The sequence below is a fragment of the Streptomyces tamarix genome (genome assembly GCF_032423885.1).
GTDB classification, from domain to species: domain Bacteria; phylum Actinomycetota; class Actinomycetes; order Streptomycetales; family Streptomycetaceae; genus Streptomyces; species Streptomyces tamarix.
The window spans coordinates 1-26,153 of the sequence record NZ_JAWCTQ010000007.1 but is presented as its reverse complement, the minus strand read 5'-3'; the positions used below and the strand labels follow the sequence as shown (position 1 = coordinate 26,153).

Here is a 26,153-nt window from a genome sequence, read left to right as displayed (position 1 = left end):
GCGGAAACGCACCGCACCCCCGACGGGGAGACGCTCCGCTCCCCCGACGCGGAAAGGACCCGCGCATGCCCCTCGTCACCACCGCCGACCTCGTCGTCCCGGCCCGGGCGGCCCACCGCGCGGTCGCCGCGTTCAACGTCATCACCCTCGAACACGCGGAGGCCGTCGCGGCGGGCGCCGAGCGCACCGGGCTCCCGGCGGTCCTCCAGGTCTCGGAGAACGCGGTCCGCTTCCACGGCGGCGACCTCTTCGCCGTCGCCGCGGCCGTGACGGCCGTGGCCCGCGCCTCCGCCGCGCCCCTGGCCCTCCACCTCGACCACGTGGTCACCCCGGAGCTGGTGCGCGCCGCGCACGCGGCGGGCTTCGGCTCGGTGATGGTCGACGCCTCCCGGCTCGGCTACGGCGACAACGTGAAGGCCACCGCGGAGGCGGTCCGCCGGGGCCACGCGCGCGGCATGTGGGTGGAGGCGGAGCTGGGCCGCGTCGGCGGCAAGGACGGCGAGCCGCCGCTCGACGCCCACGCCCCGGGCGCCCGCACGGACCCGGTGGAGGCGGCGGCGTACGTGGCGGAGACGGGCGTGGACGCCCTGGCCGTCGCGGTCGGCTCGGCCCACGCCATGACGGAGCGCACGGCCGCCCTGGACCATGCCCTGATCGCCGCCCTCCGCGAGGCCCTGCCGGTCCCCCTGGTCCTCCACGGCTCGTCGGGCGTCCCGGACGGGGAGCTCCGCGCGGCGGTCCGCGCCGGCATGACCAAGATCAACGTGGGTACGGCCCTGAACACCGCCTACACGGCGGCGATCCGCGCCTTCCTGGCGGCGAACCCGGAAACGGTGGACCCCCGCCGCTATCTGGCGGGGGCCCGGGAGGCGATGGCGGAGACGGTCGCCCACTACCTGACGGTGGTCGCGGGCGGGGACGGCGACGGCTAGCCGTCGCCGCGGAGCTGGCCCGGCTTGAGCCAGACCTGGTCGAGGTAGGCATCGCACACGTTGCCCGCCTCGCAGGACATCTTCAGGGTGTTCTCGCCCTTCTTCAGCTGGACCCAGGAGTACGTCCGGGTCCAGCCCTTCTCCCAGTCGCCCTCGGGGGCGTGCGCGAAGTTCGACATGTTGATCTCGCGGGGCCGGCCGTCGTTGACGGTGAGGGACGCCTTGGCGTCCTTGCCGGGCACGCTGTAGGTGAGGAACAGCGTGTACGGGCCGTCCTGCGGCACGTCGACCTTCCAGCTGGCCGCGCCGCCGACGCCGTTGAACATCACGTACGCGCCGCCCGCGCCCTGCGCGCCCTTCACCTCCGTGCCGAGCACGGCCGGCGGGGTGAGCTGGAGCGTCGCGGCGTCCCGCTTCGGCAGCTCGACCGCGCCCGCGTCCGCGGACGGGGAGGGGTCCGGGTCCGCAGGGCCCTGGGAGGCCGGGGCCGAGGAGGCCGAAGTGGGGGCCGGCCCGGCCTTGTCGTCGTCGTTGTTGGTGAGCAACGCCACCGTGATCCCGGCCACCACGACCAGGACCACCGCGACCGCGCCGATCAGGAGGCCCTTCGTGTTGGGGCCGCCGCTCCGGCCGCGACCGCCGCCCTGGGCCGGGACCGGCCGGGTCGGGGCGCCGCCCGGGTACGTCTCGGGCGCGGCGTACTGCGGGTGCGGCTGGCCGTAGGGAGCGCCGTGCGGCTGCCCGTGCTGCTGCCCGTACTGGGGCTGCGGCGGGACCTGCCCGCGCGGGCGCTCTCCGACCGCCCTGACCTGGTTGTACGAGGTACGGGGGCGCCCGGGCTGGGCGCCGGCGGGACCGGGGTAGCCGTAGCCGCCCTGACCACCGCCCCGCTGGGCACCGGACGCCTGGCCGTCCGCGTACAGGTAGCCGAACGGGTCGTCGTCCTCGGGCGTGCCCTCACCGTTGCCGTGGTTTCCGGCAGCCATCCCTGGTCACTCCTCATCCGTGCTCGCCAGCCGTCACCGACCCCGGCGAGCCTACCCCGAACGGGCTACCCCGCCCGGCGGTGCACCTTGGACCGGGACCGCTTCTCCACGTACATCCGCTGGTCGGCGGAGTTCAGCACCTCCTCGACGGACATCCCGCACTCCGCCCAGCCGATGCCGAAGCTGGCGCCCACCCGCACCGCGCGCCCGTCCACCCTGATCGGCGGGACGATGCCGCTGCGCAGGCGCGCGGCGAGGTCGGCGGCGTCGGCGGCGCCGAGCCCGTCGGCGAGGACGACGAACTCGTCACCGCCGAGCCGGGCGACCGTGTCGCCGTCGCGGACCCCGGCGGACAGCCGGCGGGCGACCTCGATGAGGACGGCGTCCCCCGTGTGGTGCCCGAACCGGTCGTTGATCGACTTGAAGCCGTCGAGGTCGCAGAAGAGGACGGCGAGGCCCTTCGTCCCGTCGTCGACCTCCTCGTCGGGCGCGACGGCGTGCACGTGCCCGTCGTAGGCGCCCACGCCCCCGGAGGGGGCGAAGCCGAAACCGTCGCCGCGGTAGGCGTGCTCGTACTCGTACGCGCCGGTGGCGCCGGTGTGCGCGGTGTCGTACGTGCCGGTGGCGCCGACGTACTCGTACGCGTCGTCGTAGGCCGGTTCGAGGCCGGCCGCGTCGGCGGCGGTGGCCCGGACGCGACCGCCGGGCCGGGAGCACAGCCGGGCGCTGAGACGGGCGCGCAGCTCGGCGCTGTTGGGCAGGCCGGTCAGCGCGTCGTGGGAGGCGCGGTGGGCGAGCTGGAGCTCGTGCCTCTTGCGCTCCTCGATGTCCTCGACGTGCGTGAGGAGGAAGCGGGGGCCGTCGGCCGTGTCGGCGACCACCGAGTTGCGCAGGGAGACCCACACGTACGTGCCGTCCCGGCGGGCGAGGCGCAGCTCGGCGCGACCGCCCTCGGGGGACGTCCGCAGCAGCGTGCCCACGTCCTCGGGGTGGACGAGGTCCGCGAAGGAGTACCGGCGCATCACCGCGGCGGGCCGGCCCAGCAGCCGGCACAGCGCGTCGTTGGCCCGCAGCAGCCGGCCGTGCTGGTCGCCGCCCATCTCCGCGATGGCCATCCCGGACGGCGCGTACTCGAACGCCTGCCGGAACGACTCCTCGCTGGCCCGCAGCGCCTGCTGCTCGCGCTCCAGCCGTACGAGCGCCCGCTGCATGTTTGCTCGCAGCCGGGCGTTGCTGATCGCAATCGCCGACTGGGAGGCGTACATCTGGAGCGCCTCACGGCCCCAGGCGCCGGGGCGGCGGCCGTTGCGGGGCCGGTCGACGGAGATGACGCCGAGCAGCTCCCGCTGGCCGCCGGTGGTGTACATGGGGGCGTAGAGCCGGTCGCGGGGGTGCCACTCGTCCTCGAAGCGGGGCTCGGGGCCGTCCGTGTGCCACTGGGGCACGTCGTCGTCGACGAGGACCCAGCCCTCGGTGTGCGGGATGAACCGGAGGTCGCCCCACGCCTCCCCCATGTGGAGGCGCCGCTCCCAGGAGACGCGGGAGCCGACCCGGCCGGTGATCAGGGCTTCCGCCGCGGCGTTCCCCGCGAACGCGGCGACGACGAGGTCACCGTCGGGGCGGACGAGGTTGACGCAGGCCAGTTCGTAACCGAGGCCGGTGATGACGCCGTCGGCGACGGTCTGCAGCGTGTCGGCCAGACTGCGGGCCGTGTTGAGGCTGGCGACGACCTGGTGCAGCTGCCGCAGGGTCGCAAGACGGACGTACGGCTCCGACTCGGTCTCCATTGCTCGCTCTCCCCGAGACCTCGACAGCAACAACTCCAGGTGTGTCATCGGCGTTCTCGTGCGGTGTCACCGGCCACTGAATCACAGCGAGCTGTTCCGTCGGTACACAGGGTCAACAATTACTGCCCTCTGTGACTCAAGTCACATGATCGAGGGGGAACTCGGGGAGATCCCGGAAGCAAACCGACCGGGGGACCTAGGTCCGGCGCGGCTCCAACTGGTCCCTTGGCCCGATGCGGCCGGATGGCGGGCGAGACTAGCGTTCCCGGTGTGCTGCCAACAACTCGGACCCCGGTGTCAGACTCCGACCTGCCCCATCCTGAAGGGGTGGGCAGCGAGGAGTTCCGTGCGGCGATGTCCCGGCTGGCGGCCGGTGTCGTCCTGGTGACGGCGGTGGAGCCGCCGATGGACGAGGACGTCGGCATGACCGCGACGGCGTTCGTGTCGGTGTCCCTGGACCCGCCGCTGGTCCTGGTGAGCCTGCGCGAGGGCTCCCGCATGGACGACCTGCTGGCGGAGCAGCCGCTGTGGGGCGTCTCCGTCCTCGCGGAGAGCCAGCGGCACATCGCGGGCCGGTTCTCGATGAAGGGCCGGATCAGCGACCGCCTGCTCTTCGCGGACATCCCGTACACGCGCGGGGAGCTGACCGGGGCGCCGCTGGTCGGCGGGGCCCTGGCGACGCTGGAGTGCCGGACGGAGCAGCGGGTGGAGGCGGGGGACCACACCCTGGTCGTCGCCCGCGTCCTGACGGCCGCCTTCCCGAGCCCGGAGGGCGCGCCCCTGACGTACTTCCGCGGGAAGTACCGCCGTCTGGGGTAGGCCGGGCCGTCCCCCGGGTGCCTCCCGGGGCGCTACGACCAGTCGCGCGCCGAGCGTCCGCGCTTGGTCTCGGACCGCTGCTTCTTCTCCCGCAGCCGCCGTTCGTTGATGCCGCGCGGGACCTTCGTGGGCCGCCGGGGGCGCGGCGGGGGCGCCGTGGCCTCCGCGAGGAGCCCCGCCAGCCGCACGGCCGCCGCCTCCCGGTTGCGCCACTGCGACCGGTGCTCGGAGGCCCGTACGACGAGGACGCCGTCGACGAGCCGCCCGGCGAGCCGCTCCAGGGCGCGCTCCTTCCAGACCGGCGGCAGCGCCTCCGTACGGGCGAGGTCGAAGCGCAGCTCCACCTGGGAGTCGCTGGTGTTGACGTGTTGCCCGCCCGGCCCGGAGGACCTGGAGAAACGCCACATCAGCTCGGACTCCGGCAGGGAGACCGAGCCCCTGATGACATGGGGACCGGGCATGCCGTCCATGTTCCCCGACGCGCGTCCGCCGCGTCACGCGCTTTTCCCCCGGTGACGGGCGAACCTGGAACCTCCTCGCCCCTCCGGGCGTTATCAGCAGTGACGCACACAGCACTCAGGTGCACTCAGGTGCACTCAGGTAGAGGAAAGGGACTTCCATGGCTGTAAGCCTGTCCAAGGGCGGCAATGTCTCGCTGACCAAGGAGGCCCCGGGCCTCACCGCCGTCACGGTGGGCCTCGGCTGGGACGTCCGCACCACCACGGGTACCGACTTCGACCTCGACGCCTCGGCGATCGGCATCGACGCGGCCGGCAAGGTCGCCTCCGACGCGCACTTCGTCTTCTTCAACAACAAGTCCACCCCGGACGGCACCATCGTCCACACCGGTGACAACCGCACGGGTGAGGGCGGCGGCGACGACGAGCAGATCAACGTCAACCTGGCGGGCCTCCCGGCGAACGTCGAGAAGATCGTCTTCCCGGTCTCCATCTACGACGCGGTGAACCGCTCGCAGAACTTCGGCCAGGTCCGCAACGCGTACATCCGCATCGTGAACCAGAACGGCGGCGCCGAGATCGCCCGCTACGACCTCAGCGAGGACGCCGCGACGGAGACCGCCATGGTCTTCGGCGAGCTGTACCGGAACGGCGCCGAGTGGAAGTTCCGCGCGGTCGGCCAGGGCTACGCCTCGGGCCTGGAGGGCATCGCCCGCGACTTCGGCGTGAACGTCTGACCCGCGTTCGGCGCGAACGTCCGACCCGCGCGCCCCGCTGACGCCCCGGCGTCCGGCGCGGGCGCGGACGACGGGCCCCGGTGGCGGTCGCCGCTCCGGGGCCCGTCGTTGCCTACTGTGGGCCGCATGATCGTCGAACCGCTGGAGCTCGGCGAGGAGGGCGCCCTGCCGGGCCCGCTCCTCACCGAACTCACCGACCTGTACGCCTCTAACCGGGAGTTCCAGCAGCTCAGCGGGGAGTTCCCGGACCCCGACGACATCCGGCCCGAGCAGGTCGCCGCCTCGCTCGCCGAGGAGTTGGCCCGGCCGGGCGCCGAGGTGCTGCTGGCCCGGTCGGCCGGGCGGGTGATCGGCATCTCGGTGACCCTGGCCCACCACCCCGACCCGGACGACCCGGACCCGTGGATCGGGCTGCTGATGGTGCACGGCCGGGACCACCGCATGGGCTTCGGCCGGGAGCTGGCGGAGATCGTCGAGAAGCGGTTCCGGGCCCTGGGCCGTACGGGCGTCAAGCTCGCCGTGCTCGACAACAACCGCAAGGCGCTCTCCTTCTGGCGGTCCCTCGGGTACGAGGAGGTCGGCCGCCGCCGGGAGCGCGCGCCGGGCCGGGACTGCGTGGTGCTCCGCAAGCCGCTGTAGCCCGGGCCGGGGTCAGGGCGCGTCCGGCTTCTCCCCGCCGTACAGCCAGGTGTCCCACAGCTCCGTCAGGTCCTCGCCGGTCTCCTCCTCCACGTACGCGGTGAAGTCGTCCGTCGAGGCGTTGCCGTGCCGGTGCTCGGCCGCCCAGCCCCGGAGCAGGCCGAAGAACGCGTCGTCGCCGACCGCCTGGCGGACCTTGTGCAGCACCATCGCGCCCCCGCCGTACACGGGCGGCCCGGAGACGTCGGCGGCGGTCGGCGGCTCCGCGGGCGGGAACGCCCAGTTGGCCGGGTCCGCGAAGGCCGCCTCGAAGCTCTCCTGCGCGGGCGTGCCCCCGAAGTCCTCCGCGTACAGCCACTCGGCGTACTGCGCGAAGCCCTCGTTGAGCCACATGTCCCGCCACGACCGCGGCGAGACGGAGTTCCCGTACCACTGGTGGGCCAGCTCGTGGACGAGGACCCCGGGGGTGAACAGGTCCCGCGGGACGACCGGCCGCGTCTGCGTCTCCAGGGCGTACGAGGAGTCGCCCGGCCGCTCGACGATCACCCCGGCGGAGGAGAAGGGGTACGGGCCGAAGTTCTCCGTCAGCCAGGCCAGCAGTCCGGGCAGCCGGTCCAGCAGGGCCGCGCTCTCGCGCGTGACGGTCCGGTCGGTCGCCGTGAGCACGGGCAGCCCGGCCGGGGTGCGGGTGGTGGTGACGTCGAACCGGCCGACGGCGAGCGTCGCCAGGTAGCTCGCCATCGGCTCGGTGGTCCGCCAGGTGGCGGTGGTCCGGCCGCCCCGGGTGAGGGCCCGGCCGGGCAGCCCGTTGGCGACGGCCTGGTAACCGGCCGGGACGGTGACAGTGAGGGCGTACGTCGCCTTGTCGGACGGGTGGTGGTTGCCGGGGAACCACGCCGTGGAACCGGTCGGCTCCCCGAGCGCGACCGCCCCGTCCGCCGTCCGCAGCCAGCCCTCCTCCGACCCGTCGGGGTCGGTGATCGTGCGCGGGACGCCCGAGTAGCGCACGACGGCGCGGAAGGCGGCGCCGTCGCCGATGTCGGCGCGCGGCCGGAGCGTCACCTCGTGCCCGGCGCGCCGGACGGAGGCCGGGTCGCCGTCGACGGTGGCGCCGTGGACGGTGAGCCCGGCCAGGTCCAGGTTGAAGGAGCTGAGGCCCTGGGTGGCCCGGGCGGTGATCTCGGCGGTGCCGTCGAGGCGCCCGGTGGCGGGGTCGTAGGCGACGGTGAGGGCGTAGTGCCGTACGTCGTAGCCGCCGTTGCCGAGGCGCGGGAAGTACGGGTCGCGCACGCCGGCGGCGCCGGGGGTGCCGGTGACGCCGCCCGTGCAGCCGGCCGCGGACAGCAGCAGCAGCGCGGCGAGCGACGCGGAGGCGGGGGCCCTCCCCCTCTTCCCGTGGATCACCCGGTGATCCTAGACGGGCGCCGCGCCCCGGCGTCCGGTCAGCGGAGGGCGCACCTCGGCGTCCGGCCAACGGGCGCCACGCCCCGGCACCCGGTCAGCGGGCGCCGCTCTCTGGCTCCCGGCCAGTGGAGGCCGCGCCCCGGCTCCCGGCCAACGGGCGCCACGCCCCGGCGTCCGGTCAGCGGAGGCCGAGCGCGGCGGCACCGGCCCGCGCGTACTCCTCGTCGAGGGCGCCGCTCGGGGCGCCGGCCACGCCGATGCCGGCGACGGGGGTGCCTCCGACGGCCACGGGGACGCCGCCCCCGAGGAACAGCGTGCCGGGGATGTCCTTCAGGGTGGGCGTGGTCTCCAGGCGCTCGACCAGGGCGGACGTGGGGGCGTTCCAGGAGACGGCGGTGTACGCCTTGCGCTCGGCCGACTCGTACGACTGCGGGCCCGCGCCGTCGCCGCGCAGGACGGCGATCGTGTTGCCGTCGCGGTCGACGACGGCGACGGTGACGCGCCGGCCGTCCTGACGGGCGGCCTTCAGGGCGGCCTGGGCGGCGCGGGTGGCGGCGTCGACGGTGAGGTGGCGGGTCTGGTGCGTGTTCCGGTCGGCGGCCTCGGGGGCGGTCTGCGTCCGCTGCGGCGCGGAGGCGCCGGCGGCGGTCTGCGCCTGCTGCGGCGTGGAGGCGCTGGCGGTGGCGGAGACCGCGCCGAACGTACCGGCGGCGAGGGCGGCCGCGGCGAGGCCGCCGATGAGGAGGCGGGTGCGCGGGGAGGACTTCTCGCGGTGGGTTTCCATGGGGGCTCCAAGTGTCGGGGGCCGGCCGCCGGAAAGGCCGGGCCCGGTGCGGCACCTCCACCATCCCGCCGTGACCTGGGCTTCCGCGTCGCCGGAGGGGGCGACAGGGGGGTCAGCCGATCGGTTGATGCCGCGGGGCGCGGAACGGCGGAGGATGGGGGCGTGACGCACGCGGACAGCCCGAAGGCCCCCGACCGGGAACCCGACCCGGTCCCGGCCCCGGAACCAGGTACGGCCCCGGGCCCCGACCCGGCCGGGGCCGGGGCCGGGGCCGGAGACGTGGAGGCGGCCGGGGACGTGGCCGGGGCCGGGAACGCGGGCGCGGCCACCGACGAGGCCGGGGACGCGGACGCCCGTCGGCTGGCGCGGGTCATGCACGCGGCCTTCTTCCTGCTGCTCGCCGCCTCCCTGGCCCGTTACCTGCTGCGCCACCCCTGGGACGGCCCCGCCGGCTGGGTCGTCGCCCTGTCGGCGGCGCTGGCCGGGCTGTACGTCCTCGGCCCCGGCGCGGCGGCCCCCGCGCGGCGCGGCCGGGTGTGGCTGCTCGCCGTGGTGGCGGTGTGGATGGTGCTGGTGGTCGTGGCGCCGAGCTTCGCGCTGTGCGCCGTCCCCCTGCTGTACACCGGGTTGCGGCTGCTGCCGCCGCGGGCCGCGCTGGTGCTGGTCGCGCTGCTGACGCTGTTCGTGGTCGTCGCCCTGCAGAAGCTCGCGGACTCCGGGGTCGACCCGATGCTGCTGGTGGCGCCGCCCGCCGCCGCGGCCATCGCGACGGCCGTGTTCGCCCACGCCCGACAACAGGCCGACCGGCAGCGGGCGCTCATCGGGGACCTGCTGCGCACCCGCCGCGAGCTGGCCGCGACCGAGCGGCGCGAGGGCACCCTCGCGGAGCGGCAGCGGCTGTCGATGGAGATCCACGACACCCTCGCGCAGGGCCTGTCGAGCCAGCGGATGCTGCTCCAGGCCGCCGACCGCACGTGGGACGGCGACCCGGAGACGGCGCGCCGCCACGTGCGTACCGCCGCGACGATCGCCGAGCACAACCTCGCCGAGGCGCGCCGCTTCGTCCACGACCTGGCGCCCGCCGACCTGGCGGCCGGCGGCGGCGACCTGGCGGAGGCGCTGCGGGCCCTAGCCGCCCGCGAGACGACCGCCGCGCTCCGAGTGCGCTTCCACGCCGAGGGCGACGGCGGGCCCCTGTCCGACCGGGTGGCGTCCGCGCTGCTGCGGATCGCGCAGGGCGCCCTCGCGAACGTACGGGAGCACGCCGGCGCCACCACCGCCGCGGTGACCCTGACGCGGCTGGACGACCAGGTGGTGCTGGACGTGGCGGACGACGGCCGCGGCTTCGACCCGTCCGGCGCCCCGGCGCGCGGCGAGGGCGTGCGCGGCTACGGCCTGCCCGCGATGCGCGCCCGCCTGGCGGCGCTGGGCGGCGCCCTGACGGTGGAGTCCGCACCGGGCGAGGGAACCGTCCTGTCGGCGTCGATCCCCGTGGAAGGGGCCGCCCGATGACGGCGGAGACGATCCGCGTCCTCCTCTGCGACGACCACGCGGTGGTCCGCGCCGGCCTGCTGGCCCTGCTGGGCAGCGAACCGGGCATCGAGGTCGTCGGCGAGGCGGGCAGCGGCGAGGAGGCCGTCGCGCGGGCGGCGCGGCTGCGCCCCGACGTGGTCCTGATGGACCTCCAGTTGGGTCCCGGCATGGACGGCGTGGAGGCCACCCGCCGGATCGTCTCCCCCGGCGTCCGGGTCCTCGTCCTCACCACGTACGATACGGACGCCGACATCACCCGCGCCATCGGCGCGGGCGCCACCGGCTACCTCCTCAAGGCCGAGCGCCCCGAGGAGCTGTTCGCCGCGATCCGCGCGGCCGCCGAGGGCCGCACGACCCTGTCCGCCCCCGTCGCCGAACGCGTCATGGACCGCGTCCGCGGCACCGTCGGCCCCTCCCTGACCGCCCGCGAGCGCGACATCCTGGGCCAGTTGGCCCGCGGGCTCGGCAACCGCGACATCGCCCGCGCCCTCTTCATCAGCGAGGCGACGGTCAAGACCCACCTGAGCCGCGTCTACGCCAAGCTCGGCGTCGACACCCGCGCGGGCGCGGTGGCGGTCGCCAAGGAGCGGCGCCTCCTCCCGTGAGCCCCGGCCCGACCGACGTGACACCATCGCGTACGTGCTCGATATCGGCTACTCGCTCTCCCGTCGCTTCCCCGACCCCCCGCAGACCGACTACCGGCGGGCCGATGTGCACGCCCTGCGGCACGACCTGTTCTGCGGGGACGTGTACCTGGCGGACACCGAGGCCGACCGGGAGGTGTCCACGGCCTGGGGATGGGTGCCGGTGCTCGACTTCGCGTGGGCGCTGTGCGACATCGTCGAGCGGCTCGACCGGGACCCGCTCGGCAGCCGCTCGGCCCGGCCGCAGTACGCCGAGCTGGACTTCACCGAGTCCACCGACCGGATGCTGTTCGAGCGACGCTTCGGCTGGGTCGACGTGGAGGCCGACTGGATGCCCGGGGACGAGCCGCCGCTCACCTTCGGCCACGCCGAGCTGCGCCGGGAGGCGCGGGACTTCCTGCACGACCTGATCGCCGACCTCGTCGACCTGCACGAGGGCCTCGCCGACAACCCCGTCGTCTGGGACCTCCAGGCCCGCTTCCCCCGCCTGCCCTGACCCGGCCCCCGCCGGCCCGGGCCGGCCCGCGGCTCCGAGCCGGCCCCGAACCGGTCCGCATCCGCCCTGACCCGGTCCGCACCGGCCTACGCCCGTCCTGAGCCGGTCCGCGCCGGCCCTGCCCCGGCCCCGCCTGCCCTGTCCCGACCCACGCCCGCCCAAGCCAACCCACGCCGACCCACGCCGGCCCGCCCCGGCCCGGCCCCCGCCGATCCAAGCCGACCCACGCCGGCCCACACCGGCCCTGGCCCGGTCCGCGCCCGCCCCGAGAGTCGACCCGCACCGGCGCCCTGACCCGGCCCGGCCCGCCCCCACACCCGCGCCGGTCCGTCACGAAACGGCCCTCCTGCCCGGTCCTCCCGGTGAGAGCACCCCGCACCACCAGGAGGAGTCATGGCCCCCCGTTCCGGCCGGCGCGTCACCGTCATAGGCGGCGGCTTCGCCGGGCTGACCGCGGCGATCACCGCGGCCGAGGCCGGCGTCCGCGTCACCCTGTACGAGGCCCACCGCACGCTCGGCGGTCGCGCCCGCACCGCCGGCGCCCCGTACCGCACCAACGAGGGCCCGCACGCCCTGTACCGCCGCGGCCCGCACTGGGCCTGGCTGGAGGAACGCGGGCTGCTCGGACCGATGGCGCCGATCCCGCCGCGGGAGGGCGCCCGGTTCCGGTTCCACCGCGGCGGGGCCCTGCGCCGCACCCCGCCCCTGGGCCTGCTGCGCCTGGCCCGGCGCGACCCCGGGGACGCGCCGGTGGACGCGGACTTCCTGACGTGGGCCACCACCCGGGTCGGACCGGCCGCCGCCCGCGCCGCCGCGCACTACAGCGGCGTCGCCCTGTACCACCACGACCCCGGCGCCCTGTCGGCCCGCTTCGTCCAGGAGCGACTGCGCCGCGCCGCCGCCCTGCCGCCCGAGGCCCGCTACCCGCGCGGCGGTTGGGGCCAGGTCGTGGAACGCATGGCGGCGCACGCCTGGAACCTGGGCGTACGCATCGAGGTCGGCGCCCGCGTGGACGCCCTGCCGGACGGGACCGGCGGGCCCGTCGTCGTCGCCACGTCCCTGGACGCCGCCCGGCAGCTCCTCGATGACCCGACGCTCACCTGGGAGAGCGGCCGTACGGCGCTGCTGGACCTGGGGCTGCGCACCCGCGCGGGCGACCCGTTCGTCGTGTCCGACCTGGACGCGCCGGGCTGGCTGGAACGGTTCAGCGCCCAGGACCCGGGCCTCGCGCCGGCCGGGCGGCAGTTGCTGCAGGGCCAGTTCCCCGTGGCGCCCGGCGAGTCGGGGTCCGTGGGGATCGCGCGCGCCGAGCGCCTGCTCGACCTCGGCTTCCCCGGCTGGCGCGACCGTACGGAATGGCGTCGCGAGGCCCTCGCCCAGGGCCGTACGGGCGCCGTCGACCGCCCCGGTACGACCTGGCGGGACCGGCCGGCGATCGTACGGGGCGACGGGCTGTTCCTCACGGGCGACGCCGTCGCGGCGCCGGGTCTCCTGGCGGAGGTCGCGTTCACCAGCGGCCTGACGGCGGCGGCCCTCGCCGTCGAGTCGCTCGGCGCACCCCACCCGGCCCCCCACCTCGACCTCAACCACGCTTGAGGACAACAACCGTCCCCTGCGCTCCACCGCTCACCGCGCGCCGCGTCACGGCCCCCGGCGAACGGCCGGGTCAGTCCCGGTCCCGAACACCGCTGGTACTGGTGGGTGTTGTCCCTGTGAGCGCCGCTCGTGCCGTCGCGGCACTCCGCCTGCGGCTTTCGCGCGAGACGTCCGTGCCGACTCCCCGGAGGGCAGGAGGGCGACTCCGGTGGGAGGGCGACTCCGGCAGGAGGGCGACCCCGACGGGCCGGAGAGCCTGCCGGGCCGGACGTCTGGAAGTGGCCCGGCCGTGACCGCCCCCGTGACGTTCGAGGCCGGGGCGCGAGCCCCTGACCGGTCGCCCCGCCCGGTGCCCGGTGGGGCGGCCGGACCTCCGGGTGTCCGGGTTACCGCGCCCCCAGCTCGGCCAGGGCGTCGTCCGTCAGCCGGTACACGGTCCACTCGTCCTGGGGCCGCGCGCCCAGCGCCTCGTAGAAGTCGATCGACGGGGTGTTCCAGTTCAGCACGGCCCACTCCAGCCGCTCGTACCCGCGCTCCACGCAGATCCGCGCCAACTCCCGCAGCAGCGCCTTCCCGTACCCGCCGCCGCGCGCCTCGGGCCGCACGTACAGGTCCTCCAGGTAGATGCCGTGCACCCCGCGCCAGGTGGAGAAGTTCAGGAACCACAGCGCGAAGCCGACCGCCTCGCCGCTCTCGTCCTCCGCGATGTGGGCGTACGCCGCCGCCCGCTCCCCGAACAGCGCTTCCCGCAGTTGCCCTTCGGTGGCCCGCACCTCGTGCAGCGCCTTCTCGTACTCGGCGAGGTCGCGGATCATGGCGTGGAGGACGGGCACGTCGGCCGGGGTGGCGATACGGATCATCCCCGCAGCTTCCCCCGCGCCCCGGTCCTCCGTCCAGCGCCTTTCCCCGACCCCGCCTCGCCCCGCCTCGCCCCCGCCCACCCCGACGACCGGGCCCGCTCCGGGCAACCGGCCCGCTCCGTCCCCGCCCGCTCCGGGCAACCGGCCCTCCCCAGGCGACCCGCTCACCCCTGGAGCTCCAGGACGTCGGACCAGGTGCGGTCCGCCCACACCCCGTCGCTCGCGACGCCCAGCCGCGCGGCCACCACGTCGTCGAGAAGCCGGGCCGTGTCCTCGCCCACCACGTCGTCGGGCCACCAGAAGGCGTCGCACTCCGAGCACAGCAGGAACGGCTCACCGCTGTCCTTGAAGCAGTACACCTGGACGAACATCTGCTCGCAGCAGGGACACACCGGCCACACCGGCCCCATCTCCACGCCCCCCTGGCCTCCCCGGACCCCCGGGCCCCGACCCAGGCCCGGACCCCAACCCCCGCCCCAGCCCCGCCCCCCGAACGCCGAAGACTCCCGGCCGAACGGGCCAGGAGTCTTCCGGTGGAGCCGCCTGTCGGAATCGAACCGACGACCTCAAGATTACAAGTCAAGCGCTCTAGCCAACTGAGCTAAGGCGGCAGCCGGGCCAGTGTAACCAACCGCGGGCACCCCGGCGCCGAAAATTTCGCCGGGCTCGAACTGCTGACAGGGGCCACCCCCGCCAGGTACGGTCACCGGGAGTTCACCTAGGTGGACCAGACACACATCTCTCCTTTACTCGGATCGTCCGGCACGTTCCTGCCGGTGAAGGGACCCATCACCATGGCGTCTGTCACGTTCGACAAGGCAACCCGGCTCTACCCGGGCGGCACCAAGCCCGCCGTCGACCAGCTGGAGATCGAGATCGCGGACGGCGAGTTCCTCGTCCTCGTCGGTCCCTCCGGCTGCGGCAAGTCCACCTCCCTGCGCATGCTCGCGGGCCTGGAGGACGTCAACGCCGGCGCGATCCGCATCGGTGACCGCGACGTCACCCACCTGCCGCCGAAGGACCGGGACATCGCGATGGTGTTCCAGAACTACGCGCTCTACCCGCACATGACCGTCGCCGACAACATGGGCTTCGCCCTCAAGATCGCCGGCGTCAACAAGGCGGAGATCCGCAAGAAGGTCGAGGAGGCGGCGAAGATCCTCGATCTGACCGAGTACCTGGACCGCAAGCCGAAGGCGCTCTCCGGTGGTCAGCGCCAGCGCGTCGCCATGGGCCGCGCCATCGTCCGCGAGCCCCAGGTGTTCCTCATGGACGAGCCGCTGTCCAACCTCGACGCCAAGCTCCGCGTCTCCACGCGTACGCAGATCGCGTCCCTCCAGCGCCGCCTCGGCATCACCACCGTGTACGTCACGCACGACCAGGTCGAGGCCCTCACCATGGGCGACCGCGTCGCCGTCCTCAAGGACGGTCTGCTCCAGCAGGTCGACACCCCGCGCAACATGTACGACCGCCCGGCCAACCTCTTCGTCGCCGGCTTCATCGGCTCCCCCGCCATGAACCTGGTCGAGGTGCCGATCACGGACGGCGGCGTGATGTTCGGCAACAGCGTCGTCCCCGTGTCGCGCGAGGCGCTCGCCGCCGCCACCGCCAAGGGCGACCGGACCGTCACGGTCGGCATCCGCCCCGAGCACTTCGACGTCGTCGAGCACGGCGGCGCCGACGCCGCGCAGGCCCTGTCCAAGGACGCCTCCGCCCCGGCCGGCCTCGCCGTCTCCGTCAACGTCGTCGAGGAGCTCGGCGCCGACGGCTACGTGTACGGCTCCGCCCAGGTCGGCGGCGAGCTGAAGGACCTCGTGGTCCGCGTCGGTGGCCGCGCCATCCCGGAGAAGGGCTCCGAGCTGCACGTCGTCCCGCTCCCGGGTGAGCTGCACGTCTTCTCCACCTCCACGGGCGAGCGCCTCAGCGACTGACCCCGCCCGACCGCCGACGGCTCCGCGTGCTCCACGCGGAGCCGTTCGCGTGGGGCGGCCCCTTCGGAGGCGATACCCCGGCACACCGACCTTTTCGGGTGGCGTTCGTCAACACGGGACGTACGGAAGGGTGGAGAAGACTCCCCCGTGCGAGTGACTGCGCGTCCCTGAAACTTCACCGAGCGCTACGCTCGCCACCGTGAACCAGACAGCACGCCGCATCGGCCGTTCCCTCGCCCTCGTCCTGCCCGTCGTCCTGGTCCTCTCCGGTACGCTCGCGGTCTCCAGCGTCCCCTGGGCGGGCCAGCGCTCCGACACCCAACTCCTCACCGCCTCCGCGGAGAACGTCCCGGCGCGCACGGCCAAGCCGCTCGCCCCGCAGGACGTGCTCCGCGAGCGCCTCCTGGCCGAGTTGGAGCGCGAGGACCCGGGCGTCGCCCTGACACACCTCCAGCGCGCCGTGGAGGACCGCCCGTCCCTCGCCAAGCACTGCATGTCGATCGCCCGCGAGTTGGGCGCCGCCGCCGTCCGCGTCTACGGCCCGACCGAGGCGCAGTCCTACTCGCGGCCCGTCTGCGACACGTCGTTCGCCGGTGGCGTCGCCTCAGCGAGCTGAGACAGCGGAGCGCCCCCGTGACCGCCGCGGTACGCCTATCGTGCCCGGTATGCACACCACTCCGACGCAGGCCGTGGTCCTGGCTGGCGGCCAGGGGTCCCGGCTGCGCCCCTACACCGATGACCGCCCCAAGCCGATGGTCGAGATCCCGGGCACCGGGACCCCGATCATCGGCCATCAGTTGTCCTGGCTGGCTGCCGAGGGCGTGACCCACGCGGTCGTCTCCTGCGGCCACCTCGCCGACGTCCTGCGGCAGTGGCTCGACGACGCCGAACCGCCCCTGCGCGTCACCACCGTCGTCGAGGAGGAGCCGCTCGGCCGCGGCGGCGGCCTGAAGTACGCGGCGGCCCACCTGCCGTACCCCGACGAACCCTGGTACGCGACGAACGGCGACATCTGGACCCGGTTCTCGCTGCGCGAGATGGCCGGGTTCCACGCCGAGCGCGACGCCACCGCCACGCTCGCCCTGGCCCGCCCCCGCATCCCCTGGGGCGCCGTCGAGACCGACGCGTTCGGGCACATCACCGACTTCATCGAGGCGCCCCCGTCGCCGTACCTGATCAACGCGGGCGTGTACGTCTTCTCCGCGGCCTTCCGCGACCTGCTGCCCGAGCGCGGCGACCACGAGCGGACCACGTTCCCGCGGCTCGCCCGCGAGCGGCGCCTCGCCGGGTTCCCGCTGCCGCAGGGCGCCTACTGGCGGGCCATCGACACGGCGAAGGACCTGGCGGAGGCCGCCAAGGAGCTGGCCGCGCACGGCGGTTAGCCGGCGTCGTCGCGGCGCGTCCGCGCCCGTACGTGCATCCGCGCGCCCTGGTTGCCGAAGATGCTGAGCAGCTCCACCGGGCCGTCCCCGGTGCTGCCGAACCAGTGCGGCACCCGCGTGTCGAACTCGGCGGCCTCGCCGGGCCCCAGCACCACGTCGTGGTCGCCGAGCACCAGCCGCAGCCTCCCCGCCAGCACGTACAGCCACTCGTGCCCCTCGTGGACGCGCGGGTCGGGCGTGGCGCGGGACGCCGGGACGACCATCTTGTACGTCTGGAGCGGGCCGGGCTGCCGGGTGAGCGGCACGACGGTCGAGCCGTGCACGGTGCGCGGCTTGAGCCGTACGCGCGGGTCCCCGACGTCGGGGGCGCCGACCAGCTCGTCGAGCGGCACCTGGTGGGCCTGGGAGAGCGGCAGCAGCAGCTCCAGCGTGGGCCGGCGCTGCCCGGTCTCCAGCCGGGAGAGGGTGCTGCGCGAGATCCCGGTCGTGTCGGACAGCGCGGTGAGGGTCACCCCGCGCCTCCGCCGCAGCTCCCGCAACCGGGGCCCGACCCGGGCGAGCGCCTCCTCCATGTCGACGGGCCGCGGGGCGGAGGGGGTCCGCCGCCGCGCCGGCCGGTGTTCCGCCGTCTCGTGCCGCATGTCCGTCATTGGATCCCGGCCGTTCCGGGAACGGCAACCGTTGTTGCCGTTTCCGGGAAACGGCCGTGGGCGACCACCGGCGCGCCTTCACGCGCCCGGTGACCGCCCACGGTCCGGAAAGACGGGTCAGCCGAGGAGGCCGCCCAGCGGGTTGCGGTTGCCGCCCGTGCCGCCGTCGGAGGAGCCGCCGGACGAGCCGTCCTCCGTGCCGCCCGGGCCGGAGCCCTCGTCGCCGCCGGTGCTCCCGCCGGAGCCGCCGCTGGACGTGGGGCCGGCGCTGGTGATCGGCGGCGGTTCGGGCCGGGGCTCCTGGGGGACCTCGCCGATCCCCTGGGTGGCCGTGGGCCGCTCCTCGGTCCGTTCGCTCTCGCGCACCGGCTCCTCCTCGGCCTCCTGGCCGGCAGCGGGGCTCTGGCTCGGGGACGCCGACTCGGACGGGGACGCCGTCTCGGACGGCTCCGGCTCCTCCGCCGACGCGCTCGCGGACCCGCTCTCCACCGGCTCCTCGGGGAGGGGCCGGCCGGGCAGGTGGTTCGTCGGGTCGTCGTTCGGGCCGGGCACGGTGATCAGGTCGGAGGAGCGTACGGCCCCGCCGAGCACCGAGCCGACGAGCAGCGTCAGCCCGGCCACCACGGCCGCGACCACCGCGCCGCGGCGCAGGACCCGGCGGCGCAGCTCCCACAGCGCGGCGCGCGGTCCGAGCGTCCGCCAGGCCTCGCTCGCGAGGCGGCCGTCGACGGAGTAGACGGGCGCCCCGGCGATGAGCAGCGGCGACCAGGCGGCGAGGTAGATGATGTCGGGCGTCTCGTACACCGGTACGGCCCGCCAGCTCATCGTCAGCAGCAGCGCCGCCGACAGCAGCGCGCCGAACGCGGCGGCGACCCGCTGCCACAGTCCGAGGATGGTGAGGACGCCCACGACGACCTGGGCGAACGACACGCTGAGGCCCGCGCCGACCGGGTGGGCCAGCGCGAAGTCCCGCAGCGGCTCGGCGAGCGGCCACGGGTTCAGCGAGGTGAGCCACCGGACCATCGAGCCGCGCTCGCCGCCGTCGAAGTAGACGGGGTCGCAGAGCTTGCCCATGCCGGCGTAGATGGAGATGAGGCCGAGGAAGACGCGCAGCGGCAGCAGCACGACCCCGAGGTTCATCCGGCGGCCGGGGTAGTAGGCGTGGCGGTGGTGGGCGGCGGAGCCGTCGGCGTACGCGTCGCGGTCCTCGGCGTCGTACCGGTCCCCGTACGCGTCGTACGCGTCGTCGTACGCGTCGGAGTCGTGGTCCGCGTCGTACGCCGGCTCGTACCGGGAGTCGTGGCCGCCCCGCTCCGCCGTGTCCTCGGGGACCGTGTCGTAGGCGCCCTCGGCGCGCCGCATGGGCGGCAGCAGCGGCGGCGCGCCGGGGCCGCGCCGCCCGCCGACGACGGGTGTCGGCAGCGTGTCGTCGGGGTGGCCCACGCGCGGGATGACCCGAGTGGCGTCCCCTCCTGTGTCCAGGAGCGGGACGGCCGTCGTGCGGTCGAGGATGTCGACGGCGGCGGAGTCCCGTACGGCCTGGAGGAGTCCGGTCGCGCCGGGGTCGCCGGGCGAGGACTTGCCGCTCCACACGACGGGCGCCCGCCGCCGACCCCCGTCGGGCGCCGCGCCGCTCATGGCGGGGACGCGGGCGGGGTCGACGAACCGGGGCTTCCGGATCGGGGCGAGCTCTACCCGGAAACTGGCGTGGTTCACGATGACCTGCGCGGGGTCGCTGTGCACCTTGACCATGTTCAGCGCGGGCTGATCGTCGAAGCCGGGCCGGGGCGTTCTGGTGTCCACACTCATCTAACCGAGTGATGACGCTTTAGGACACTGCCGCGACGGCCTCCAAATGTCCGAGACCCGTCAAGATCACGACGGGTCCCGGTACGACAGGGGCGGATGATGCGGGCGAGACGCCCGTGACGGACGTGACATCCGCTACGGGCGGGGCGCCCGGGTCGGGAGGGGTCAGCCGCGGCGGCGTGCCGCCTCGTACAGCACGACCCCCGCGGCGACACCGGCGTTCAGCGACTCGGCGCCACCCGGCATCGGGATGCGGACGAGGTGGTCGCAGGTCTCCCCGACGAGCCGGGACAGGCCCTTGCCCTCGCTGCCGACGACGATGACGACCGGGCCGCCCAGCGCCTCCAGGTCACCGACCTCGGTCTCGCCCTCGGCGGCGAGGCCGACGACGGTCAGCCCGGCCTTCTGGTACGCCTCCAGCGTGCGCGTCAGGTTGGTGGCGCGGGCGACGGGCGTGCGGGCGGCCGTACCGGCGGACGTCTTCCACGCGCCCGCCGTCATGCCGGCGGCGCGCCGCTCCGGGACGACGACGCCGTGCCCGCCGAACGCCGACACGGACCGGACGATCGCGCCGAGGTTCCGCGGGTCGGTGACGCCGTCGAGGGCGACGATCAACGGCTCCTCGCCCTCGTCGTACGCGGCGGCGGCCAGGTCCTCCGGGTGGGCGTACTCGTACGGCGGGACCTGGAGGACGAGGCCCTGGTGGTTCAGGCCGTTGGTCATCCGGTCGAGCTCCGCGCGCGGGGCCTCCATCAGGTGGATGCCGCCGCGGTCGGCCGCGAGCTTGAGCGCGTCGCGCACCCGCTCGTCGTTGTCGATGAACTGCTGGACGTACAGCATGGTCGCGGGGACGCCGTCGCGCAGGGCCTCGTAGACCGGGTTGCGGCCGACGACCATCTCGGACTGGCCCTTGCCGCCGCGCCGGGCGACGGGGCGGCGCGCGGCCTGCTTGGCCTTGGCGTTGGCGACGCGGTTCTTCACGTGGCCCTTGCGCATGTGCGCGGGCGGCGTCGGACCCTTGCCTTCGAGCGAGCGGCGCCGATTGCCACCGCTGCCGACCGTCGCGCCCTTCTTGTTGCTGGTGCGGCGGTTCCTGCGCTGGCTGTTCCCGGCCATGACCTACCTGTCTCCGTCAAACTTCACAGTCGTACATACGTCAGTGTGCCGCCCGGCCGGGCCGGGCGGCACATCAAGAGTGCGTCAGCGGGCGCCGAGCGTCCAGCGGGGTCCGTCCGGCCCGTCCTCGATGACGAGCCCGGACTGCCCGAGCTGGTCGCGGATCGCGTCGGCGGTGGCCCAGTCCTTCCGGGCGCGGGCCGCCTCCCGCTGGTCGAGGACCATCCGCACGAGGCTGTCGACGACGCCGTGCAGGTCCTTGTCCCCGCCGGCCTCCCCCGCCCAGTGCGGGTCGAGCGGGTCCAGGCCGAGGACGCCGAGCATCGCCCGGACCTCCGAGAGGCGGTCGACGGCGGCGTCCTTGTCGTCCGCGGCGAGGGCGCTGTTGCCCTGCCGGACCGTGTTGTGGATGACGGCGAGCGCCTGCGGGACGCCCAGGTCGTCGTCCATCGCCTCGGCGAACGCCGGCGGCACCTCGGGCGCGGGCTCGACGACCCGGCCGGCCTTCTCCACGACCCGCTGGACGAAGCCCTCGATCCGCGCGTACGCGGCGTCCGCCTCGCGCAGGGCCTCCTCGCTGTACTCGATCATCGACCGGTAGTGCGGGGTGCCGAGGTAGTAGCGCAGGACGACGGGGCGCCACTGCTTGACCATCTCGGAGACGAGGACGGAGTTGCCGAGCGACTTCGACATCTTCTCGCCGCTCATCGTCACCCAGGCGTTGTGCATCCAGTACCGGGCGAACTCGTCGCCGTACGCCTTGGCCTGGGCGATCTCGTTCTCGTGGTGCGGGAAGACCAGGTCGAGGCCGCCGCCGTGGATGTCGAAGGACTCGCCCAGGTACTTGTGGGCCATGGCCGAGCACTCCAGGTGCCAGCCCGGCCGGCCCCGGCCCCAGGGCGTCTCCCAGCTGGGCTCGCCGGGCTTGGCGGCCTTCCACATGGCGAAGTCCCGCGGGTCGCGCTTGCCGGTCTCGCCCTCGCCGGACGGCTGGCGCAGGTCGTCGAGGTCCTGCCGGGACAGCTCCAGGTAGCCGGGGAAGGACCGCACGTCGAAGTAGACGTTGCCGTCCGCCTCGTAGGCATGGCCCCGTTCGATGAGGCCGCGCATCATCTCGACCATCTCGGTGACGTGCCCGGTGGCACGGGGCTCGTACGTCGGCGGCAGGCAGCCGAGGGCCCGGTAGCCGTCGTTGAAGGCGCGCTCGTTCTCGTACCCGATCGACCACCACGGGCGCCCCTGGTCGGCGGCCTTGGCGATGATCTTGTCGTCGATGTCCGTGACGTTGCGGATGAACGTCACCTCGTAGCCGCGGTAGGCGAACCAACGGCGCATGATGTCGAAGTTCAGCCCGGACCTGATGTGCCCGATGTGCGGGGCCGCCTGCACGGTGGCGCCACACAGGTAGATCGAGACACACCCCGGATTGAGGGGGGCGAAGTCGCGGATCTGCCGGGCGCTGGTGTCGTACAGCCGAATAGTCACCACTCCAGAGTAGTGGGCGGTCGCCGGTGCCCACGCCCGATCCGCGGGGAGCCGGGGCCGCATCGTTCTCCGCGACGCCACGCATGCTTGATCGAAGACGGGGTAGGCGCGCAGTCCCGGCCCAACGATGGAGGTCTGCACCCGTGTTGACACCCGACCCCCGTTACCTGCGCTCCCTGCTCGCCCGCTACGCGGACCTGCGCATCGCACAGAGCCGCGGTGAGCAGGGGCTCGAGCAGCCCCTGGACGACATCACCTACACGCTGTGCGTCGCCACCGGGACCACCCGCATAGAGGACGCCCTGGCGACCGCCGACACCCTGCTCGCCGCACCGGCCGCCACCACGGCCCCGCCCGCCCTGGAGGCGGACCGCGCGGAGCTCGCGGCCTGACGCCCCTCCCCCGTCGGGCCCCGGTCCTCCGGTGCGGCGAAGGCGCCGCCGGCGCGCCCGGGGCCCGGTCGCGGCTCCGGCCCGACGCGCCCGGGGGACCGCCGCCCGCCCCGCCGGCCGCTCCGTCCGGTCGGCGGGGGCGGCCCGCGGGAGGCGGTGGCCTACGGCCGTCGTACGACCAGCGCGGTGGCGATGGCCGCCAGCCCCTCGGCCCGGCCGGTCAGGCCGAGCCCGTCGGTGGTCGTCCCGGAGACGGCGACCGGGGCGCCCACCGCCGCGGCCAGCGCCTGCTGCGCCTCCGCGCGGCGCTTGCCGACCTTCGGCCGCACGCCGATCACCTGCACGGCCACGTTGCCGATCTCGTACCCCTCCGCGCGGACGATCCGTGCCGCCTCCGCGAGGAGGGTGACGCCGGAGGCGCCCGACCACTCGGGCCGGCCCGTGCCGAAGTGCGCGCCGAGGTCGCCGAGCCCGGCGGCGGAGAACAGCGCGTCGCACGCCGCGTGGGCGGCCACGTCGCCGTCGGAGTGCCCGGCCAGGCCGTACTCCTCGCCCTCCCAGAGCAGCCCCGCGCACCACAGCTCGCGGCCGTGCTCGAAGGCGTGGACGTCCGTGCCGATGCCGACCAGCGGCAGCGCCAGCCCCTCAGAACCCATCGTTCACCCTCCTGCGCGCCAGGACGGCCTCCGCCAGCACCAGGTCCAGCGGGCGCGTCACCTTGAACGCCTCCTCGTGGCCGGGCACGGCGACGACCCGGACGCCGAGCCGCTCCACCATGCTCGCGTCGTCGGTGACCTCGCCGGTGACCTCCGCGTGGGCGCGCACGAGGGTGGCGCGGTCGAAGCCCTGGGGGGTCTGCACCGCGCGCAACCGGGCCCGCTCGGGCGTGCCGAGGACGGGCTCGGGCGTGCCGTCGGCGGCCGGCTCGACCTCCTTGACGGTGTCCGCGAGCGGCACGGCCGGCACGACGGCCGCCGCGCCCCCGTCCCGTACGGCCTCGACGACCGCGTCGACCGTGTCGACCGGGACGAGGGGGCGGGCGGCGTCGTGGACGAGGACGGTGGTGACCGTGTCGGGCAGCGCCTCCAGGCCGTGCCGCACGGACTCCTGGCGGGTGGCGCCGCCGGGGACGACGAGGACCTCGGTGCGCTCGGGCGCCGGGTACTCGTCCAGGAGCGCCCGTACGCCCGCCACGTCGTCCGGGGGTGCGACGACGACGACCAGGGACACGGCGCGGGAGGCGGACACGGCCCGCACGGCGTGGACCAGCATCGGGATGCCGCCCAACGTGCGGAGCGCCTTGGGGGCGCCCGGCCCGAGCCGTACGCCTCGGCCCGCGGCGGGGATGACCGCCGCGGTGCGGGCAGGATGTGCGGTGTCTGACATCGGTTGCACTCCGGCAGGTTTGTTTACTCGGCCGACATGGGTATGGCCACAGACGCGGGCGCGACCCCTTGACCAGACCCTTCCGTGACGCTGGTCGAACGAGTCGCCCGGTCGCCGGCAGCCGGGGCCCTGTACGGGTGCGGACATGCCGCGGCGCCCGGCGACGAAGCTGTGGTTTCACAGCATGTCATCGGGCACCGCGGCAGTGGTTACCACTTTCACCATGTGAGGCGTACCGCACAGTGGGTACCGCACACGCGGTGGCTCACTTCGGTACTCGGCGCTCTGGACTCCGGTCCGGCCGTCCCCTTCCGGGTGCGGCGGCGTGGGCCCGAGGGCCCGGCGTCAGGACGCGAGGACCTCGTCGAGCAGGGCCTCGGCCTTGTCTTCGTTGGTGTTCTCCGCGAGCGCGAGCTCGCTGACGAGGATCTGGCGCGCCTTGGCGAGCATGCGCTTCTCTCCGGCGGAGAGACCGCGCTCGCGCTCACGGCGCCACAGGTCGCGCACCACCTCGGCGACCTTGATGACATCGCCCGAGGCGAGCTTCTCGAGGTTCGCCTTGTAGCGGCGGGACCAGTTCGTGGGCTCCTCGGCGTACGGTGCGCGGAGCACCTCGAAGACCCGGTCCAGCCCGTCCTGGCCGACCACATCGCGCACACCGACGAACTCCGCGTTGTCCGCCGGGACACGTACCGTCAAGTCACCCTGGGCGACCTTGAGCACCAAGTAGGTCTTGTCCACGCCTTTGATCTGGCGAGTTTCGATAGCCTCGATCAGCGCGGCCCCGTGATGGGGATAGACCACGGTGTCGCCAACCTTGAACGTCATGTGACAGGTACCCCTTCCGTGGCTATCCAGGGTAACACGGATACGGCTTCTTCTGAATGGCGTTTTCGCAGGTCAGGGCATATCTCGGGGCTTGACAACAGCGACGCGGACGTGCTGTGACGGGTCGTCGCAAGCGGGTATTCGCAGGTCGGAGCGGCTGTGGACACGGTCCGAAACGCCTCGGTCGCAGTCACCCGAGGGGCCGCCGCAAGGGTGAAACGTCCCGGTTTGTCTGGTTCGAAGGCGGCCAGTTCCCGTACTCCGTTCGGTCGTCGGTCACTCGCACGGACGGAAGCCGGGAACTTTCCCGAATTGATCACGGGTGGCTTTTCCGTGGGGAATGTGTGAGCACCGGAGAATTGATCAAGCCAGTTATGCGAACGGCGCCGAGAAGCCGGACGCCCCGGGCGTGGCGGACCCTCGCCACGCCCGCGGCGGGAGCGCCGGTGGCGGCACAGGGCGGGTCGGGTGCGGGACGGGGACACAGGGTCGGTAACCTGAGCCCGCTGACCGCTCCTTGACCGGTCCTGCCGGTCCGGTCCGGAAAAGGTCGCATCCGTTCCACCGACCGTGTCCGTCCTCCCGTCCGTACGTCTAGGAGTTGCCGCCGCCGTGAGCCGCAGCCTTCGACGCGGCGCCCTCGCCGCCACCGCCCTCGTGGTCTCCCTCGCCTCGCTCACCGCATGCGGGGCGGGCAACGACGCACAGAGCCTCCAAATCAAGCCGGACAACGCCGCCACCACCGTCGGTGACATCAAGGTCCAGAACGCCCTCGTGATCACCCCTGCCGGGGACGCCGGGGGCCCGGCGGCCATCTCCGCCACCGTCTTCAACGAGGGCGCCAAGGCCGAGACGCTGGAGGCCGTCCAGCTCCCCGGCTCCGGCGCCAAGGTCGAGCTGAAGCCCGCCAAGGGCTCCGGCCCCCTCACCGTCCCCGCCGGCGGCTCCCTCATCCTCGGCGGCCAGGGCAACGCCTCCGTCGTGGTCGAGGGCCTCAAGGGCTCCGTCAACGGCTCCGCCCAGGAGGTCGTCTTCCGGCTCAGCGAGACCGGCGACGTGAAGCTCCGGGCGCTCGTCCACCCCGCGAACGGCTACTACGAGGGCTTCGGGCCGAGCGGCGCGCCGTCCTCCCCGGCCGCCTCGCCGTCCCCGGCCGGTACGCCGTCGGGCTCCCCCGCGGCCTCGCCGTCGGGCTCCCCGGCCGGTACGCCGGGCGCGACGCCGACCGGTTCGGCTTCCGCGACGGGGGACGACGCGCACGACGACCACGCCGAGGGCGACCACAGCCACTGACGCGCGGCCCCCGGCGTGCGCGCCGGGGCGCGAGCAGCGTGAAGGGGGCCCCCCCCGGCACAACCGGGGGGGGCCCCTAACCGCGGGACCCCCGGGGCGGGGCCGCCCCCGCCCCCCCCCCGGGGGGGGGGGGGGCGGGGCCGCCGTACCGGGGGGGCGCGCCCCCGGTCTGTCGGGCACGGGCGGGGCGGGCGGGGGCGGGTCCG

At 74.5% G+C, this 26,153-nt stretch carries 27 protein-coding genes and 1 tRNA gene; 13 read left to right on the top strand and 15 right to left on the bottom strand.

The annotated features are described in order from the left end of the window. Positions 1-65: 65 nt before the first annotated feature. Positions 66-932: a class II fructose-bisphosphate aldolase gene (locus tag RND61_RS07985; protein WP_315877101.1), complete on the top strand. Its 867-nt coding sequence runs from the start codon at positions 66-68 to the stop codon at positions 930-932. Here the strand turns inward: RND61_RS07985 and RND61_RS07980 are convergent. Continuing rightward, positions 929-1,918 carry a carbohydrate-binding protein gene (locus RND61_RS07980; protein ID WP_315877100.1) on the bottom strand — a complete coding sequence of 330 codons (990 nt, stop codon included), beginning with the start codon at positions 1,916-1,918 and terminating at the stop codon, positions 929-931. The two genes, RND61_RS07985 and RND61_RS07980, sit on opposite strands and share 4 nt — an antisense overlap. A gap of 65 nt (positions 1,919-1,983) precedes the next feature. Further along, complete coding sequence (cdgB, locus tag RND61_RS07975; protein ID WP_315877099.1) at positions 1,984-3,705, bottom strand: diguanylate cyclase CdgB; 1,722 nt, start codon at positions 3,703-3,705, stop codon at positions 1,984-1,986. A gap of 273 nt (positions 3,706-3,978) precedes the next feature. Between cdgB and RND61_RS07970 the strand changes: the two genes are divergently transcribed. Next, positions 3,979-4,524, top strand: coding sequence for a flavin reductase family protein (locus RND61_RS07970; protein WP_391653105.1), 546 nt, complete (start codon positions 3,979-3,981; stop codon positions 4,522-4,524). A 32-nt stretch (positions 4,525-4,556) separates the two neighbouring features. Here the strand turns inward: RND61_RS07970 and arfB are convergent, their stop codons facing one another. Continuing rightward, a complete protein-coding gene (gene arfB, locus RND61_RS07965; protein WP_315877097.1) occupies positions 4,557-4,994 on the bottom strand; it encodes an alternative ribosome rescue aminoacyl-tRNA hydrolase ArfB in 438 nt (145 codons plus the stop codon). Positions 4,995-5,143: 149 nt separating this feature from the next. Between arfB and RND61_RS07960 the strand changes: the two genes are divergently transcribed. Continuing rightward, a complete protein-coding gene (locus RND61_RS07960) occupies positions 5,144-5,719 on the top strand; it encodes a TerD family protein (RefSeq protein WP_315877096.1) in 576 nt (191 codons plus the stop codon). A 126-nt stretch (positions 5,720-5,845) separates the two neighbouring features. Further along, a complete protein-coding gene (locus tag RND61_RS07955; protein WP_315877095.1) occupies positions 5,846-6,358 on the top strand; it encodes a GNAT family N-acetyltransferase in 513 nt (170 codons plus the stop codon). Between the two features lie 12 nt (positions 6,359-6,370). Here the strand turns inward: RND61_RS07955 and RND61_RS07950 are convergent, their stop codons facing one another. Further along, positions 6,371-7,762 (bottom strand): M1 family metallopeptidase, encoded by a 1,392-nt coding sequence (locus RND61_RS07950; RefSeq protein WP_315877094.1) that lies wholly within the window; start codon positions 7,760-7,762, stop codon positions 6,371-6,373. A gap of 178 nt (positions 7,763-7,940) precedes the next feature. Then, positions 7,941-8,546, bottom strand: coding sequence for a GlcG/HbpS family heme-binding protein (locus tag RND61_RS07945; protein WP_315877093.1), 606 nt, complete (start codon positions 8,544-8,546; stop codon positions 7,941-7,943). Positions 8,547-8,708: 162 nt separating this feature from the next. Here RND61_RS07945 and RND61_RS07940 point away from each other — a divergent pair, with 162 nt between their 5' ends. The 4 genes from RND61_RS07940 (at position 8,709) to RND61_RS07925 (ending at position 12,815) form a co-directional block, all read left to right on the top strand. Further along, positions 8,709-10,058, top strand: coding sequence for a sensor histidine kinase (locus tag RND61_RS07940; RefSeq protein ID WP_449343273.1), 1,350 nt, complete (start codon positions 8,709-8,711; stop codon positions 10,056-10,058). Continuing rightward, a complete protein-coding gene (locus RND61_RS07935; RefSeq protein ID WP_315877092.1) occupies positions 10,055-10,684 on the top strand; it encodes a response regulator transcription factor in 630 nt (209 codons plus the stop codon). Before RND61_RS07940 ends, RND61_RS07935 begins: the two co-directional genes overlap by 4 nt. A 34-nt stretch (positions 10,685-10,718) precedes the next feature. Then, positions 10,719-11,219 (top strand): hypothetical protein, encoded by a 501-nt coding sequence (locus RND61_RS07930; protein ID WP_315877091.1) that lies wholly within the window; start codon positions 10,719-10,721, stop codon positions 11,217-11,219. 393 nt (positions 11,220-11,612) lie between these two features. Then, positions 11,613-12,815 carry a phytoene desaturase family protein gene (locus RND61_RS07925; protein ID WP_315877090.1) on the top strand — a complete coding sequence of 401 codons (1,203 nt, stop codon included), beginning with the start codon at positions 11,613-11,615 and terminating at the stop codon, positions 12,813-12,815. Positions 12,816-13,201: 386 nt separating this feature from the next. Here the strand turns inward: RND61_RS07925 and RND61_RS07920 are convergent, their stop codons facing one another. From RND61_RS07920 to RND61_RS07910, 3 genes are all read right to left on the bottom strand, one after another. Continuing rightward, positions 13,202-13,675 (bottom strand): GNAT family N-acetyltransferase, encoded by a 474-nt coding sequence (locus tag RND61_RS07920; RefSeq protein ID WP_315877089.1) that lies wholly within the window; start codon positions 13,673-13,675, stop codon positions 13,202-13,204. 164 nt (positions 13,676-13,839) lie between these two features. After that, positions 13,840-14,091, bottom strand: a complete 252-nt coding sequence (locus tag RND61_RS07915; protein ID WP_315877088.1) for a hypothetical protein — start codon at positions 14,089-14,091, stop codon at positions 13,840-13,842. A 118-nt stretch (positions 14,092-14,209) separates the two neighbouring features. Then, positions 14,210-14,286: transfer RNA gene (locus RND61_RS07910), tRNA-Thr, on the bottom strand. A 183-nt stretch (positions 14,287-14,469) separates the two neighbouring features. Here RND61_RS07910 and RND61_RS07905 point away from each other — a divergent pair. The 3 genes from RND61_RS07905 (at position 14,470) to RND61_RS07895 (ending at position 16,988) form a co-directional block, all read left to right on the top strand. Continuing rightward, positions 14,470-15,606, top strand: a complete 1,137-nt coding sequence (locus RND61_RS07905) for an ABC transporter ATP-binding protein (protein WP_315877087.1) — start codon at positions 14,470-14,472, stop codon at positions 15,604-15,606. Positions 15,607-15,805: 199 nt separating this feature from the next. Next, entirely contained in the window at positions 15,806-16,222 is a 417-nt protein-coding gene (locus tag RND61_RS07900; RefSeq protein ID WP_315877086.1) for a hypothetical protein, read from the top strand. Between the two features lie 49 nt (positions 16,223-16,271). After that, positions 16,272-16,988 carry a nucleotidyltransferase family protein gene (locus RND61_RS07895; RefSeq protein WP_315877085.1) on the top strand — a complete coding sequence of 239 codons (717 nt, stop codon included), beginning with the start codon at positions 16,272-16,274 and terminating at the stop codon, positions 16,986-16,988. On the opposite strand, the gene RND61_RS07890 is transcribed toward RND61_RS07895, so the two are convergent. From RND61_RS07890 to cysS, 4 genes are all read right to left on the bottom strand, one after another. Further along, complete coding sequence (locus RND61_RS07890) at positions 16,985-17,560, bottom strand: helix-turn-helix domain-containing protein (protein WP_315877251.1); 576 nt, start codon at positions 17,558-17,560, stop codon at positions 16,985-16,987. The genes RND61_RS07895 and RND61_RS07890 overlap by 4 nt on opposite strands. Positions 17,561-17,755: 195 nt before the next feature. Further along, on the bottom strand, positions 17,756-19,447 hold the full coding sequence (locus RND61_RS07885; RefSeq protein WP_315877084.1) for a DoxX family protein: 1,692 nt from the start codon (positions 19,445-19,447) through the stop codon (positions 17,756-17,758). A 165-nt stretch (positions 19,448-19,612) separates the two neighbouring features. After that, positions 19,613-20,563 carry a 23S rRNA (guanosine(2251)-2'-O)-methyltransferase RlmB gene (gene rlmB / locus RND61_RS07880; protein WP_315877083.1) on the bottom strand — a complete coding sequence of 317 codons (951 nt, stop codon included), beginning with the start codon at positions 20,561-20,563 and terminating at the stop codon, positions 19,613-19,615. An 84-nt stretch (positions 20,564-20,647) separates the two neighbouring features. After that, on the bottom strand, positions 20,648-22,048 hold the full coding sequence (cysS, locus tag RND61_RS07875; protein ID WP_315877082.1) for a cysteine--tRNA ligase: 1,401 nt from the start codon (positions 22,046-22,048) through the stop codon (positions 20,648-20,650). A 143-nt stretch (positions 22,049-22,191) separates the two neighbouring features. Between cysS and RND61_RS07870 the strand changes: the two genes are divergently transcribed. Then, on the top strand, positions 22,192-22,440 hold the full coding sequence (locus tag RND61_RS07870) for a DUF5133 domain-containing protein (RefSeq protein WP_315877081.1): 249 nt from the start codon (positions 22,192-22,194) through the stop codon (positions 22,438-22,440). A 161-nt stretch (positions 22,441-22,601) separates the two neighbouring features. Here the strand turns inward: RND61_RS07870 and ispF are convergent, their stop codons facing one another. The 3 genes from ispF to RND61_RS07855 all read right to left on the bottom strand — a co-directional run bounded on the left by ispF (position 22,602) and on the right by RND61_RS07855 (position 24,654). Further along, positions 22,602-23,096 carry a 2-C-methyl-D-erythritol 2,4-cyclodiphosphate synthase gene (gene ispF, locus RND61_RS07865; RefSeq protein WP_315877080.1) on the bottom strand — a complete coding sequence of 165 codons (495 nt, stop codon included), beginning with the start codon at positions 23,094-23,096 and terminating at the stop codon, positions 22,602-22,604. After that, positions 23,086-23,826 carry a 2-C-methyl-D-erythritol 4-phosphate cytidylyltransferase gene (gene ispD, locus RND61_RS07860; RefSeq protein WP_315877079.1) on the bottom strand — a complete coding sequence of 247 codons (741 nt, stop codon included), beginning with the start codon at positions 23,824-23,826 and terminating at the stop codon, positions 23,086-23,088. Before ispD ends, ispF begins: the two co-directional genes overlap by 11 nt. Positions 23,827-24,171: 345 nt before the next feature. Further along, positions 24,172-24,654 carry a CarD family transcriptional regulator gene (locus RND61_RS07855; protein WP_003953493.1) on the bottom strand — a complete coding sequence of 161 codons (483 nt, stop codon included), beginning with the start codon at positions 24,652-24,654 and terminating at the stop codon, positions 24,172-24,174. A gap of 612 nt (positions 24,655-25,266) precedes the next feature. Between RND61_RS07855 and RND61_RS07850 the strand changes: the two genes are divergently transcribed. Beyond that, positions 25,267-25,947, top strand: a complete 681-nt coding sequence (locus tag RND61_RS07850; RefSeq protein ID WP_315877078.1) for a DUF461 domain-containing protein — start codon at positions 25,267-25,269, stop codon at positions 25,945-25,947. The last annotated feature ends 206 nt before the right edge of the window (positions 25,948-26,153 follow it).